Origin of the sequence: Paenibacillus arenilitoris, assembly GCF_014705655.1 — a bacterium.
GTDB classification, from domain to species: domain Bacteria; phylum Bacillota; class Bacilli; order Paenibacillales; family Paenibacillaceae; genus Pristimantibacillus; species Pristimantibacillus arenilitoris.
This window is the reverse complement of sequence record NZ_JACXIY010000001.1, coordinates 82,612-97,136: the sequence shown is the minus strand read 5'-3', so window position 1 is coordinate 97,136 and position 14,525 is coordinate 82,612. Positions and strand designations below refer to the sequence as shown.

The following is a 14,525-nucleotide window of genomic DNA, read 5'->3' as shown; positions in this document are numbered from 1 at the left end:
CCCCGTGAACCTCCTATGAAAATAAAAGATCTGCGCAGACCGAATTCCCGCAGATCTTTTACCTGATTCTTCTGCCGCTTCTTTTATTGCAAAACTTGATTAACCTCTTCCATCATTTTTTCGCCGCCAAGCTTCTTCCAGTCTTCGACGAATTTGTCGAAAGCATCCACCGGCGCTTGGCCGTAAATGATTTTGACGAACGTTTCGAGTTCCAGCTTGCCGAGCGTTCCGCCCTTCGACACCATCGTGTCGGTCGGCGGATACACCCACTCGTTCATCGTAATGGCGTCATTGTCAATGTATTGCTGGATGACCTTCTGCGAGCTGTCCGGTCCGAAGATCCGCTCGAACCACCATTGCGATTTGTCGCCGCCGCGGTATTTCGTGATGCCGTCAAAATAGCTCTTTTCTTCGGTATTCAAGGCGCTTGGATCGTTGGCCTCGAGCGCGGCGACTACATTCTGGTAGATAAAGACGTTTTTATTCGGTTTCAATAGTCTTACGGGAGCAGCCTGAAAGCCTTGTCCCGATGAGCCCAAATAGTTAGCGGACTCGGCCGCCGCAGATTCGCCGAACATTTTCTCGACGGCAAAATTCATCAGCTTAATGAGCGCTTCGGGATGCTCATAGCCCTTGCGGACTGCATAAATACTGCCGAACGACATATTGTTCTGAACGAGTGCCGGCTTGTCGTCCGCGGAAGGGATCGGATAAGGCAGCCAATCGGCGGTGCTGCCGTCCTTGATCATGCCGGATACCGAGAAGGGCGAAGTCATGTAGCCGAAGAACAATCCCACCTTGTCCGACATGACGGTTTCGCCGGCTTTGGCCACATCCTTCGTGCCGAATTCAGGGTCGATATAACCGGCTTTGTACATCTCCTGCAGCTTGCCGAGCACCGTCTTCATTTCGGGAAGTATGCTTCCGTACGACGCTTTGCCGGAGTCGTCCTTGAACCAGTGGCCGGGATAGGCGTGATAGCCGTTCGCGAATCCGACGGGGTTGAAATCACCTCCGCCGAACAGATCCTTATTCAGCTGAATGCCGTACGTATCGTCTTTCCCGTTCCGATCGGGATCCTCTTCCGCGAAGGCCTTGATCATACCGATCGCTTCATCCATGGTGGCCGGAGGTTTCAGACCGAGATTGTTCATCCAATCCGTCCGGATCCACAGCATCGGAGACGTGTCGTAAGAGCCGCTGTAATAGGTCAGACCGTAAAGCTTGTCGTCGCTTCTCGCGGGAAGCAGTCCGTCCGCGCCCGAAGAGTAAAACTCTTTCAACTGAGGGGAAGCATACTTTTCGTATACCTCGCTGAGGTCCTCCAATTGCCCGGCTTCAAGCAGCTGTTTGAATTGGGATTGGTTGACGCCCAGCAGGTCGGGCAAGTCGCCGCTGGCCAGCGTAATATTCATTTTTTCGCCGGCGTTCGCTCCGTCCACGACCCAGTCGTATTTGACCTGGACCCCGAGCTCTTCCGAATAACCGCGAGTCCATACGTTGTCCTCGACCGTATCGCCTTCGTTTAGAAAGTCCGTTTCGATCATGGTGGCGCGCATCGTAATCGGCGGATCGTATTTGCCGAAAGGCCCGTCGCTTTCCTCGGAAGCGTTTCCCGAATCGGACGAGTTCGACGCGCCCGGGCTTGCCCCGTTATCGTTCCGGTTATTCGCATTCGAAGCTCCATTGCTGCTGCATGCCGCTGTCATCGCAAGCGCCAGCGTGCACAAAACCAAAAAAGAATTCTGAAAAAAGCGCTTCATCGTTTCGGCTTCCCCCTTCGCTTTATAAAATTCCAAGAATCTATAAGATTTGCACCTTATCCGATCTTAGAATTCTCGGAATGAAACCGCGCCACGCCGCTTAAGGATGGCGATAGCCGTTTCACCTTGATACAACTTCATTGTAGTTTCCGACGAGTTAAGCATGTAGTGGACGCTTTTTACATTCAGTATCTTTTATTTACTCGTTTTTGGCCGGGCCGATTCCGTTGCGGTATTCCTGCGGCGTGCAGCCCATCGCTTTCTTGAAAAACCGAAAGAAATAGTGCGGATCGGTAAAGCCGAGTTTCTCGGAAATTTCGTGCACCTTATAGCTCGTCGTCTGAAGAAGCTCCTTGCTCTTCTCGATCTTCGCTTCCTGAATATAATCGGATAGCCCTTTGCCCGTCGTCTGCTTATACCATCTGGATAAGTAGGAAGGATTCAAGGACACTTCCCGGGCGATGCGGGACAGCGACAAATCCGAATCCAGATGATTTTGAACGAAATAAGCGATCCTTCCGATCAAATGGCTCTCTTCCCTGCTTAAATACTCGCTTCGCGTACGCTGCATCCACTCGAATATGGCTTGATAAAAGGCCAAGGTTTGTTCCCAGGGCACCGTATGGTTAAGCTGCAGAATGCGCGGCAAATCGGTTTGCGAGACGGCCCGATCCTTCAGACCGAGCTCCTCCAGGCAGATGACGCAGGTTTCCGCAAGATGATGAAGGATCATCATTCGGTCGAACGGATCGCTCGGCCCGTCAGGCGGAAACAATGCCATGAATTTCGCGTAATATCGCGACCATTCATGGCCGTTGCCATCAAGCATGCTTTGCTTGATCTGACCCAGCGCATACTGAGCGGTCGGCCGGCTGTAACGGTCCGGACTCTCCTCCGGCTTGTGCTGCGGAGAGCCCACGATCGACAGCCTCTCCACGCCTTTGGCTTGTCCGTTCAAGATGGCGAGCCGCAGACCGTGCACCTCCCGGCTCGCCTCTTCAAAGGGGTGCATGAGCATCGTCGCGGCGGCGGATAGAGGAGTCCCCAATAAATCCCTGCAAACCTGCTGCACCGATTCCAAGGTTCCGTGCGTGAATTTTGCCGTTTTCTCCGCGAGCGTTTGGGCGTTCTCGAATAACGGATCGCGGCTTTGAACAAAACCGATTAGCGATGAATGGTCATACGCCGCGAATTTGACCTTGGTCTTGGCGCCGAGCAATTCTTCGGCGGCGTTTCCGATGGCGAATAGCATCAGATTTCGTTCATGGACCGTCTCGTATTTTCCCCAATCCTCGACGCCGAGCAGGATCAGCATGACGGGTTTATCCGCCTTGAACGGCAGCTTCAGCGCATCGAATTCACTCTGTAAGCCGCGAAACCGTTCCATGTCCGTGCGACGGAGCACGTCGAGCAGGAGCTGGCGCTGGAGCTGCGACATCACCTTGGGAAGCTCCGTCTGCAGCCACTCTTTCTGATGATAGACCGACAATTCCTCTCTCGCCATGGCAAGCGCCCGGTCCACCGCCTCCCCTATTTTATCCATGCCTTCGGTTTTCAGGATATAATCCACAATACATGAGCTGCGCAAGGCTTGCTGCGCGTAATCAAATTCGTCATGACCGGTCAACAGGATCACTTTGCACCGCGGCCACCTCGTTTCAATATGGCCGAGCAGCTCCATTCCGTCCATTTCGGGCATGCAAATATCGCTGAGCACGACATCGATTTTCAAGTCATCCAGCCGGGAAATCGCTTCAACGGCTGAATAAGCGAGAACGACCTCCACATCATGCAAGCCCTTTTTCATAAAATATTCGTTCAACCCGTTTACAATAATCGGTTCATCGTCAACCATCAACATTCGATACATGGCGATCTACCCTTTCCGAGTAATGGGAATATGCACGGCCGCCTTCAATCCTCCGAGAAGACTCCTGTCCAGACGCAGTCCGTATTCGTCGCCGAAATGGATGCGCAGGCGTTGATGGACGTTAAACAAACCGGTCGTTTCCCGATCCTCCCAAAGCGAAGACGGAACGTCCAGTCGACTCTTCAATTCGGACAGCTTCTCGTCCGTCAGCATTTGTCCGTTATCCTCCACATCGATCATGAGAACGCTGCCTTCCGTTCGATGCGTCATCCGCAATAGCCCTTTGTATGCGGTATGCCTAAGCCCATGCTCGAATACGTTTTCCAGAATCGGCTGAAACAGAATGCGGGGAACCGGAATGGCTTCGAACGCCTCGGGCAAAGGCTCCAGCTCCACTTTGATCCGGTTCGAGAAGCGGGTTTGCTGAATGCGCAAATAAATGACGGAATGCTCGATTTCCTGCTTCAGCGTGACTTCGCTTGCCGAGTCCTTCGTGACGAAACGGAAATATTGTCCAAGGTAATCCGAAAATTCCTCGATCCCTTCCGTATCTTCCATTACCGCCATTTGTTTAATCGTAAATAAGCTGTTATACAGGAAATGCGGCTTGATTTGCGATTGCAGATGCTTGAGTTCCGCATCCTGAGTTCGAATCCGATGCACGTAATTATCTTCGATCAGCGTATGAAGACGATTTATCGTTTTGTTGAACTGGCCGTACAGATAGCCGAATTCGTCCCCTCGCCGATGGCTGATTTCCTGGGTGGTGTTGCCTCTTTCCAGCGTTTTGAAGCCTCTGATCAGCTTGACCAAGGGCATGTGGATCAAGCGGTAAATCCACACGGAGAAGACGATGACAATCAAGCAAGAGGCGATGGACAGCACCCACATCCATCCGGAATAGCGGCGGATCGATTGGTAAAGAACATCATTCGACACGTAGCTGACGAATTCGAATTGAAAGTAGGAATCCTGCATGGAGTAGTAATGTTCCTTGTCGGTTATCGTTCGGACAAGCTGCCCGGGAACGCCTTCTTTCTCCTGCTCCTTCAGAGCGGACCAGTGATCCAGCATGTCCCGGTCCGAAATGATCACGTGATTGCCGCTTCCGAAGACGATGAACGCGCCGCTCATATTTTCCTCCTGCAAACTTTCAAGCTGTCTGTTCAGCTCCTCGACGGAGATTTGGATCGCCAATATAAAATTCGGCTCGGAGGAAGCGCCCAACATAAAGGGGGAGACGGCTAGAAGGAATAGATTTCCGTTGTATTCGGAAACCGCTCCCTTCAGCTCTCCCCTGTTCTCGATGAGACCTATCCATTCCTCGTCCGGATCGTCATAGATTTGATTCGTAACGGAGACGACTTTGCCTAGCGCCGGCAAGTAGTAGAAGACATCCTTGATATACGGACTGCTGGATTTCATCTGTTCCAGCTTGATTAATATATGATTCAGTCTTTGGCTGATATCGTATTTGTTCATAATGGGCAGCAGCGTGCTGAAGTCGGAGAGCTCCTCGTCCTGCGAAAACTGTCCCACCAAATTTTTCATCCGGTTCAATTCGAATTGCAAGCTCGAAAAATGGAAGCTTAGCACGGATTCGTTCGTGCGCTCGATCGATTCGCGCATTTGGTCCGAGCTGTTGAAGGTATAGTAAACGCTTAATCCGTATAAGGGCATAATAACGAGAAAAAACGAAATCATGACTTTAACGATCATGGAATTCCACTTGGACCTCATCAGGCATCACCTACGCTTATCTTATCCTTTAACGCTTCCGATCACTAGTCCCTTAACGAAGTATTTCTGCAAGAAAGGGTAGACCAACAGAATCGGGAACGCCGCCACGAAGATTTGCGCCGCGCGCGCGGTACGGCTCGATACGCTTTTGAGCAAAATGGCTTGTTCCAGCGTCAAGTTCGTTTGCGGTATGGCCGTAAGGTTCAAAATCGATTGCAAATAGGTGGCGAGCGGATATTTGTCGACGTGATTCATATAGATCATGCCGTCGAACCAGGAATTCCAATGCCCGACCAGCGTGAACAGAAGGATAGTCGCAAGGCTCGGCAGCGAGATCGGCAAGTAGACGCTCCATAACGTTCGGAAGTGGCTGGCGCCGTCAATCAGGCTCGCATCCTCCAATTCTTTCGGAAGGCCCCGGAAGAAATTCAACATGAGCAGCACGTTGAATACGGATACGGCGCCTGGCAATACGAGCGCCCATATCGTGTTAAGCAGCTGCACTTCTTTGATAATGAGAAAAGTAGGGATCAGACCGCCGTTAAACAGCATGGTGAATACGAAAATCCATACATATAACGTGCGCTGAGGGAAGGCGTGGCTTTCCTTGGACAACGGGTACGCGATCAGCATCGTGATGACCGCGCCGATCGGCACGCCGAGTGCGACGCGAAGCAGACTGTACAGGAAAGCGGTGTTGAATTCTCCGCCTTGCAGAACGAAGTCGTAGGATTTCAGGGTGAAGCCGACAGGCCACAGCACCACTTCGCCGGCATCCGCCGCTGAGCTTGAACTGAAGGAAACGGCCAGCACGTTAATAATCGGAAACAAACAAAGCAGCGCAAGGAAGGCAAGCACAACGGAATTGAACACGAGAAACATCCGATACGGACGAGAAATCAAATGCATGATGATGCCCCTCCCCTATTAAAAGATTCGATAATTAGCAAATTTGTACGCCAGATAGTAACCGAGACCGATAAGGATGAACGAAACAATCGATTTCACGAGGCCGATGGCCGTCGCGACGGAATATTGGGCTTCCTCGATCCCGATCCGGTACAACAGCGTGTCCAGAATATCGCCGGTTTCGTACACGAGTGGATTGTAAAGGTTGAAGATCTGATCGAAACCGCCGTTCAGGATGCCTCCGAGACTGAGAATGGCCATCAGCACGACGATCGGACGGATCCCCGGCAGCGTCACATGCCAGGTCTGGCGCCATCGTCCGGCCCCGTCCACGATAGCGGCTTCATAGAGACCGGGATCGATCGCCGTCAAGGCGGCCAAATAAATAATCGTACCGAATCCGAATTCCTTCCACTGATCCGTAATGACCATAATCGGGCGGAACCACTCGTTGCTGGAGAGGAAGGCGATCGGCTCCGCGCCGAACAAGCCCAACATTTTATTGACGATCCCTTGGCTCGGAGACAGAATATCGATAATAATGCCGCCCAGAATAACCCAGGAGAAGAAGTGCGGCATATAAATGATCGTTTGAACCGAACGCTTGAACAGCACGTTGCGAGCCTCATTGAGCAGCAGCGCCGCCAAGATCGGCACGGTCAAACCGGCGACGATCTTCATGACGGAGATCACGACGGTGTTTCGCAAAGCCGGCATAAAATCGGGAAGCGACAAGATATACTGAAAATTCTCAAAGCCGTTCCACCGCATTTGCTTGAACCCGATGATCGGATTAAAATCTTGAAACGCGATGACGATGCCGAAGATGGGGGCATAATTGAAGATGAAGACCAATAATAGACCGGGAATCAACATGAGGTGCAGCTGATGATTTTTCCGGAACGAGCTCGCTTTCGTATTCAATGGCCAGACCTCCTATCCAGATTAGCGGTACTCGATGCGCCGATTGGTACCGAATACAATCATTATAGAAGGCGGAAAACTCGAGCTGCTAGTGGAGGTTCTTTACCTCGTGTATCTTTTGTTTACCTGTCCCCAAAATGAAAAAGCGGAGAACCGGCCAGGTCGCGGCCTGGCCAATTCTCCGCTCAAAATAGACGTTACCACTCCCAGGGCATCTTCGCGGCATAACCGATTCGCTCAAAACGGAACAATTCGCGAACGCGAGGAGGCAATGCGTCGTAAGTTTCCTGCGGGATATGAATTTCTCCTCCCGCTCCGTACCAATCCTTATTATAAATTAATGCCACGTTCGTTCGGTTGGCGTTCGTACGATTCGGCGTGCCGCGATGCCACATTCGAATATCCCGAATGACGATGGAGCCTGCCGGCATGAACACTTTCTCGGCATGCATCATGGTTGCCGCCTTCACCATTTCACCGTCGATCGCCGTATGTTCCGTATTATCGGGGTTAAGATGCGTGCCGCCCGGCCAGACTTCCAGCGGTCCGTTCTCTTCGTTCACGTCGACAAGCGGGACATTCAACACAAGACTATACACGGGAAGCGAAACCCCGAGACCGGGGAATAGAGGCGGCAAGTCGGAATGGACATTCTGATAATCCGAACCGGGACAAGCCGTATCCGAAGCCAGATAGGTGCAGCGGACTCCGTCGTCAAGCACGCGATCGATGACCGGCATCGCAATGGCGTTAGCCACGACATACTCCGCGTGGAACGGCTCCAAGAACGGCAAGTGCATTTGCGCTCGATTCGTCCCCGTATTATAGCCTTTTTTCCGTATATATTCATCGAACAAAGGTTGGAATGCGTCTCTCATCGCTTGCACCTGATCGGCAGTCCACACGCTTATTGTATTGTAAAGTAACAACGATTCTATTGTAAAAAATCAACCGAAAGGAGAACCTGCAATGAATCGCCTTTCTTCCGTTGCCGCTTCGCTGGAAGCGCTAATTCAACTCCTCGACCATGAATGGCAGAAGATTCGCATCCATTCCTGCGGCGTTTGGCGAAATCAAGGATGGAATGGACCCGGGCTCCGCTTCGAGATTAATTATTATGCGGCTGGCCGCAGCATGCTCTCGCTGGACGGACTTCAACTTGATCTATCGCCCGGCCGCCTGCTGTTTCAACCGGATACCGTCCGGAATAGTTCATGCGACGAAGGAAACTTCACCGTATATTACCTTAACTTCGATACGGATTGTTCAGAATTGAATCGAAAAATTAGAGCTTGTTATGAAGCCTTGCCATTCAGCGAAGCTTTGTACGCTGCGGAGCTGGATAAAGCATTCGGGATGCTGATGATGGAGCTGCAAGCGGAGGCTGCCCGACCGATCGTTATCAAGCATTACTTTTTTCGAATCCTTATCCAGGCTTTTCAATCCTTTGCGGCAGAAAGGAAATGGAGGGCCGCGACGCAAAATCAGTTCAACGAGCTGCACCACAGCTTCCTGGATAAAATTCATCTCGATAAGATAGCGGACGAGCATAAGGTGAATGCGAACAGCTTGAATCGAATGTTCAAGCAGATGACCGGCCGCACGATCGGGCAGTACGTCATCCGATTAAGAGTGGATCACGCCAAGCGGCTCTTGAGCCACACGCGTCAGAGCGTCACCGAGATCGCATTGCATGCCGGATTTTACGATACCGCTCACTTCTGTCATGCGTTTAAGCGTCTGGAGAAGCAGACGCCCGAGCAATTCCGCCGGACATAAACTCCATTGGATAATCCGACTGTATACAACGCCCACACTTGGCAATAGTAAACGTAAAGAATTTTCAAGTCGCAGGGAGTGTATTTGTGATCATTCTGAATATGATAATGGTTTTAATCTGCATGGGGCTGTTGTATACATTACGAATGATGCGCGACATTTTCCGGCCTATCGAGCTGATTATGTACTATATGGTTATTGTTATTGCCATCGAACAGATACACTCGGCTTTTCTTGACAATTTTAGTTTGCTTGAGTTTTCAGAAACGTTTTCGGCTTATTTTTTTTATAAGATGAATCAGTTAATTGTTTTCCCTATAGCAACGATGTGGCTTTTATTTTCGTTTTTCCACAGCAGAACCCGCTTTATCCTCAAAATGCTCTTTTTAGGGCTATGGTTTTCAGGCTTGGTTGGTTCTTATCTGTTATTTCCTCAATTAGGCATATTGAAAGAATTGCGGTTGACTTTCGGGGATTCCCTCGTCGTATGGTATGTCGTCCTGGTTGAATCCTTTTGTTTCAGCTTATTGTTCCGAAAAATGCTTGGAAAGCGTGATAAACGTGATATTGTACCCTCCTGAGCGGTTTGACCTCAATGAATGGTTTATTTTACTTACGATGGCTGTTACTTTAACTACATCCTTTTTACTTCCAAAACGATTTTCTCCGCAAACGATAACCGCAATTGTCGTTTTTACGATATTTATATCGCAGACGGTCGATTCGCTTATAGCGGTTAAACCTTTTGATTTGTACGACGTTAACGATAGCTCTAAATATGAGGTCATGGATATCGTCATGTATTATTTAAGCTATCCCTCATACATTTATCTGTTTTTGTACTTTTATGATAAATGGAATTTAAAGGGGATGAATCGCATTCTTTATCTGTTGGGCTTCTCTGTCTTATCGGTCTTTTTGGAGTGGCTGGCCTACCTTTGTCACGTGTTTACCTATAAGGGTTGGATTATCGGCTACTCCTCCTTGGTGTATATTGGCACCTATATTTTGTATATGTTTTTCATTCATATGATACAAAACTTGTTGAAATCCGCCCCCGAAAGCAAAATCAAATCCTGACCATTTCGGAAAAAGTGTTACGTTCTTGTCACCGGACACCGGCTGTGAATTTCAGAAGGGCATCTTGGACGAATCCAGGATGCCCTTTCCTTATCTATTCCATGCCCGATATTCAAAGTTTTTGAACGAGACCTTCCCTTGCCCTTGAGCCCAGAGTGCCAGCCGCAGAGCAAGAAAGCCGCCTAGCGCGTTGTGATGCCAGCCCGAAGTTTCGAAGGAATGCTCGAATTTGGTCCACTCCGCGCCGTCCTGGCTGCAATAGAAAATGACTTCATGCTCGATAGATTGAAGACGCACGATGAGCTTCCGCGAAGGCCATGGCTTCGCGGGCGTTCGCCAGCCGCGGATCACCCCGTGAAGACCCTCGCCGGAAAGCTCGATGCCGCTGTAAGTCTTATCATTATAAAATAAGACAAAGCGCCCCGAAGCAGCCTCCTCCGAAAGGTCGATCTCAACCTGCGCTTCGTAATGATGGTCTTCCGGCATGAAGACCAACGGAGCACTTGCCGGATCGGAACTAATCGTGATCGCCCGCTGGGAGACCTCGAACTCGATCGGACTTACCGGTTTATACCAGCTCCAGGCGTATCCCAATTCGCCGGACTCGGATCGAAACGACCGTAAGCTCCCGGAACGAATCACGGCTTGCCCGCCGGGCTTTCGAATCGGCTGATCGGCGCTGATGCCCTCCGGACTGCGGAACCAGCCATCCTCCGTCCATTCCAGCGGCTCCAGAAGCGTCTGCCTCCCCAGCGTATAATAGCCCTTCTCATAAGCGTGGTAGACGAGCCACCAGTCTCCGTCCGGCGTATCGACGATCGAACCATGCCCCTTCGAAAGCCATCTTTCGCTCCGGCTTTGGGTTCGGACAATCGGATTATAGGGAGAGTCCTCGTAGGGGCCAAAGGGATGCTTCGATCTGGCGGAAGCCACCATGTGGCTGGTCGCAGGTCCGGAAGATCCGCCTTGCGCCACGGTCAAGTAGAAGTACCCGCTGCGGTAAGTCAATTTCGGAGACTCCAGGAACCGGCCCTCCACCACCCATTCTTCCGGGAAGCGCCAGCCGTCGTAAGCCTTGCGCGGCTCGCCTTTCACCGACAGACCGTCCGGCGTAAGCTCCGCCACGTAACCCGATCCGTAGAACAAGTATCGATTCCCTTCTTCGTCCGCAACATGGCCGGGATCGATCCCGCGTATGCCCACTTTGGCCGGAGCGCTCCACGGCCCCTCAGGCTTCTCGGCCGTCAGCACCATAATTTCTTCGTCGATCGGGGCGTAAATATAAAATTGTCCGTTATAATAGGTCAAATCCGGCGCCCATACATTCCCTGCGTATTCCGTCAACGCTCTCCCGACAGGCTCCCAATTGACCAGATCGGTGGAATGCCATATGAGAAAGCCCGGCGCGAATTCGAAGCACGAATGCGTCAAGTAATAATCGCTGCCGACCCTTACAACCGTAGGATCGGCATAGTCTCCCGCCAGAATCGGATTGCTGTACGTCCCGTTTCCTTGATCGCCTTTGCCTGTAATGGCTGTATGCATATGTCCAACTTCCTTTCGCTTACGTACAATTATCACGTTTATTCTATATCGAGCAATCGCTGCGCGCAAATGCCCGTACCAGCCTCGGCCGATACGGGATTCGCTTCATGAGAGGATTCTATTATCGATTAGGGAATACGGTTTTCTCCGCAAGCTCCACTTCATATTGGACAACCTCGTCATAGCCAAGCCCCTTCGCTTTCGAGATCATCTCTTCCTTCAATTGATCGTACTCGGCTTCGTTTTTCGCATAAATCATTTTCCAGGAATACTCTTTAATGATTTTGCCGATTCCGGTTGTCATTTGCTGCATTTGGGCAGATGGCGTAGCCGGGGTTTCGGTCGTGAAGAAAGGCTTGGACACTTCGATCATCTCGTTCTTCACGAAATATTCCTTCGCCGTCATAACCCCCATTGCTTCCCGCCAGCTCTTGGTCACCGGATCGGGGTTATGCGTCAACGTGGAATTCCAGATGTTGTAGTCGTAAGGCTCGCCCGTTTCCGGATGAATATTCGTCAGCTTTAATGTCGTATTGTTGATCTGATTCGTCCCGTCCTTGAACGTGCCTCCTCCGTATTCCGCGGGTACCGGCTCCGCATTGGCAGGCAACGCCTTCCAGCCGAACTCCGTTACGAACGGCTTGCCGTTCTCGTCGATATCCCATGCCAATCCTTTGGGACCGTAGTTCGACTCCATAACGCCTTCCGGCGTATAGAGCCAGTTCACGAACTCCATGATTCTGGCCGGATCCTTCGCTTTCGCCCCGATCGCCCATACCCGGTTTCCGCCGTAAGGACTTTGACCATAGGACGTAATTTTCTCTTCGGAGAACGGCACCAGTGCAAGCCCTTTGCCCTGCGCCGTCCGTTCCGGCGTGTTGTAGACGTTATCTACCCAAGGGAAGTGAGAGAATAGAATTTGACCATCCTGGAACTTGCTCGACACGTCGGAAAACTTCTGCGTCAGAGAGTCCGGATCGAGCAATCCCATTTGGTTGGCATCGTAGTAAAACTTCAAGCCTTCCAGGTAATGCCCGTCTTCGTCCAGCACGCCTTGCCATTCGTCCTTATTCTGATGCGTCAGAATGAGGCCGGCCGGATTCAGGCCGTCGCCCTCGTTGTAACCGTAGAACTGCGCGACAACTTTGGCAAGCGTCATGTAGTTGCCGTCCCAGTCCGACCACAACGATATTCCGTAGGTAGGACGTCCGGATTCGCTCTTCGGCTCCAGCTCCTTCATTTGCTTCAGTACCGGCAAGTAGTCGTTCAAGGTCTTGATCTCCGGACTTCCGAGCTTCTGGTACAAGTCCCAGCGAAGATTCGGACCGTAGGTCATCGTCGCGCCTTCGGACGGACCTTCGCCTGTTCCCACGTCGAACCCGATGCCGTATACCGCCGTGCCGCCGCCGAATTGTTTTTTGTTGGCTTCAATCGCTTCGGGGGCGTTCTCCAGCAGCCCTTGCCCATGCTTGTTAAGCAGGTCGTCTTTCGTCCAATCGAGGAGCAGTCCGGCTTTGATGGCATCCTGATAGTCCTTGCCGTTGCTGCCGAACACGACCAGGTCGCCCATATCTCCCGAAGCCATCATGGTCGCGATTTTTTGCTGCCCGCCGGCCAAATTCGAAGCGATGATGTTAAGCTTGATGTTGAATTTGTCCTTGACCAATTTGGCGAACCAACCCGGCTGCTCGCCGGCATAGTTCGCAAGCATGGAGAACACGTCGATCGTGATCTCTTCCCTTTCCCCGCCTGCTCCGTTGCCGGAATCAGCCTCCGAGCCGGAGCCGTTCGTATTCCCGCCATTATTGCTGCTGCTGCACGCGGCCGTAAAAATCATGATGGCGCAAATTAAAATGAGAAGCGCGGAACTGCCTAATCTCTTTTTCATATGGTCATATCCTCCCCTTGTTATGCGTTACGACTGCTATCTTGGCCATTGCAACATATATTCACAGAATCCATGCTTCTTGCGCGAGCCTCACCTCCTTCATCGAAAAGGCGCAGAAGGAACCCCTTATCCCTTAACGGCGCCGATCATAATCCCCTTCACGAAAAATCGTTGGAAGAACGGATAAACCAGCAGAATGGGCAGCACCACGACCATGGAGACGGTCGTCTGGATCGATGTCGGCGTAGCCATGTTGCTGAGATCCATCATCGCCCCGGAAGATTGCTTCATTAGCTGGGCGATGGAAGTCGCTTCGTTCATGTACCGGTACAGGATGAACTGCAAAGTAAACAGGTTTTGATCCGTGATCAAGAACAACGTATCCGTAAAGCTGTTCCACTGCGTGACCGCGGAGAAGATCGCAATGGTAGCCAATATCGGCGTAATCAGAGGAAAAATAATTTTCGCGAATATCGTGAAATAGCCGGCGCCGTCGATTTGAGCGGATTCCTGAAGAGCGAGCGGCGTCGATTCGACGAAGGTTTTGACCAGTATGATGAAGAACGGCTGGACGATGGCCGGCAAAATATATGCCCAGAAATTATTGGTCAATCCGAGTTGAAGCATCGTCAAATACCACGGGATCAGACCGGCGTTGAAATACATCGTAATAATCAGAAATCGATACCAGAAGCTGCGTCCCCACATTTGCTTGGTGAACAGATAACCGAGGAACGCGGAAGCCGCCACCGTCAATATCGTGCCGAGCACCGTACGTCCGGCCGATACGAGCGCCGCCTGCCCCAAGCCGGGAATCCGGAACACATCCGTGTAATTCGTCCAATGGATGTCCTTCGGATAGAACATGACGAGCCCTCTGCTGCTCAGATCATTGTTGCTGATCGTGTTGATGAATAGATAATAGAAGGGAAATACGCAGATCAAGGTAATGATCGCAAACACGGCATAATTCACAAAATGAAACAACGTAAATTTTTCTTTGATCGGCATTTGCTGCATGTCTCCT

At 51.2% G+C, this 14,525-nt stretch carries 11 protein-coding genes; 2 read left to right on the top strand and 9 right to left on the bottom strand.

The window, feature by feature from the left end:
* Positions 1-83: 83 nt before the first annotated feature.
* The 6 genes from IDH41_RS00315 to IDH41_RS00290 all read right to left on the bottom strand — a co-directional run bounded on the left by IDH41_RS00315 (position 84) and on the right by IDH41_RS00290 (position 8,093).
* Positions 84-1,763, bottom strand: a complete 1,680-nt coding sequence (locus tag IDH41_RS00315) for an extracellular solute-binding protein (protein WP_190857217.1) — start codon at positions 1,761-1,763, stop codon at positions 84-86.
* Between the two features lie 199 nt (positions 1,764-1,962).
* The gene (locus tag IDH41_RS00310) at positions 1,963-3,633 is read right to left on the bottom strand and encodes a response regulator (protein ID WP_190857215.1); all 1,671 of its coding nucleotides are present in this window, start codon (positions 3,631-3,633) and stop codon (positions 1,963-1,965) included.
* A 6-nt stretch (positions 3,634-3,639) separates the two neighbouring features.
* Positions 3,640-5,373, bottom strand: a complete 1,734-nt coding sequence (locus tag IDH41_RS00305; protein WP_190857213.1) for a sensor histidine kinase — start codon at positions 5,371-5,373, stop codon at positions 3,640-3,642.
* A 21-nt stretch (positions 5,374-5,394) separates the two neighbouring features.
* Positions 5,395-6,282 carry a carbohydrate ABC transporter permease gene (locus IDH41_RS00300; RefSeq protein WP_190857211.1) on the bottom strand — a complete coding sequence of 296 codons (888 nt, stop codon included), beginning with the start codon at positions 6,280-6,282 and terminating at the stop codon, positions 5,395-5,397.
* 18 nt (positions 6,283-6,300) lie between these two features.
* Positions 6,301-7,158, bottom strand: coding sequence for an ABC transporter permease (locus tag IDH41_RS00295; protein WP_190857627.1), 858 nt, complete (start codon positions 7,156-7,158; stop codon positions 6,301-6,303).
* 245 nt (positions 7,159-7,403) lie between these two features.
* Positions 7,404-8,093, bottom strand: coding sequence for a phytanoyl-CoA dioxygenase family protein (locus IDH41_RS00290; RefSeq protein WP_397327233.1), 690 nt, complete (start codon positions 8,091-8,093; stop codon positions 7,404-7,406).
* Between the two features lie 82 nt (positions 8,094-8,175).
* Here IDH41_RS00290 and IDH41_RS00285 point away from each other — a divergent pair, with 82 nt between their 5' ends.
* Positions 8,176-8,985 (top strand): helix-turn-helix transcriptional regulator, encoded by an 810-nt coding sequence (locus IDH41_RS00285; protein ID WP_190857207.1) that lies wholly within the window; start codon positions 8,176-8,178, stop codon positions 8,983-8,985.
* Between the two features lie 86 nt (positions 8,986-9,071).
* Complete coding sequence (locus tag IDH41_RS00280; RefSeq protein WP_190857205.1) at positions 9,072-9,566, top strand: hypothetical protein; 495 nt, start codon at positions 9,072-9,074, stop codon at positions 9,564-9,566.
* A 589-nt stretch (positions 9,567-10,155) separates the two neighbouring features.
* On the opposite strand, the gene IDH41_RS00275 is transcribed toward IDH41_RS00280, so the two are convergent.
* From IDH41_RS00275 to IDH41_RS00265, 3 genes are all read right to left on the bottom strand, one after another.
* The gene (locus IDH41_RS00275) at positions 10,156-11,610 is read right to left on the bottom strand and encodes a family 43 glycosylhydrolase (protein WP_190857203.1); all 1,455 of its coding nucleotides are present in this window, start codon (positions 11,608-11,610) and stop codon (positions 10,156-10,158) included.
* 121 nt (positions 11,611-11,731) lie between these two features.
* Complete coding sequence (locus tag IDH41_RS00270) at positions 11,732-13,498, bottom strand: extracellular solute-binding protein (protein ID WP_190857201.1); 1,767 nt, start codon at positions 13,496-13,498, stop codon at positions 11,732-11,734.
* 126 nt (positions 13,499-13,624) lie between these two features.
* Entirely contained in the window at positions 13,625-14,509 is an 885-nt protein-coding gene (locus IDH41_RS00265; protein ID WP_190857200.1) for a carbohydrate ABC transporter permease, read from the bottom strand.
* Positions 14,510-14,525 lie beyond the last annotated feature (16 nt).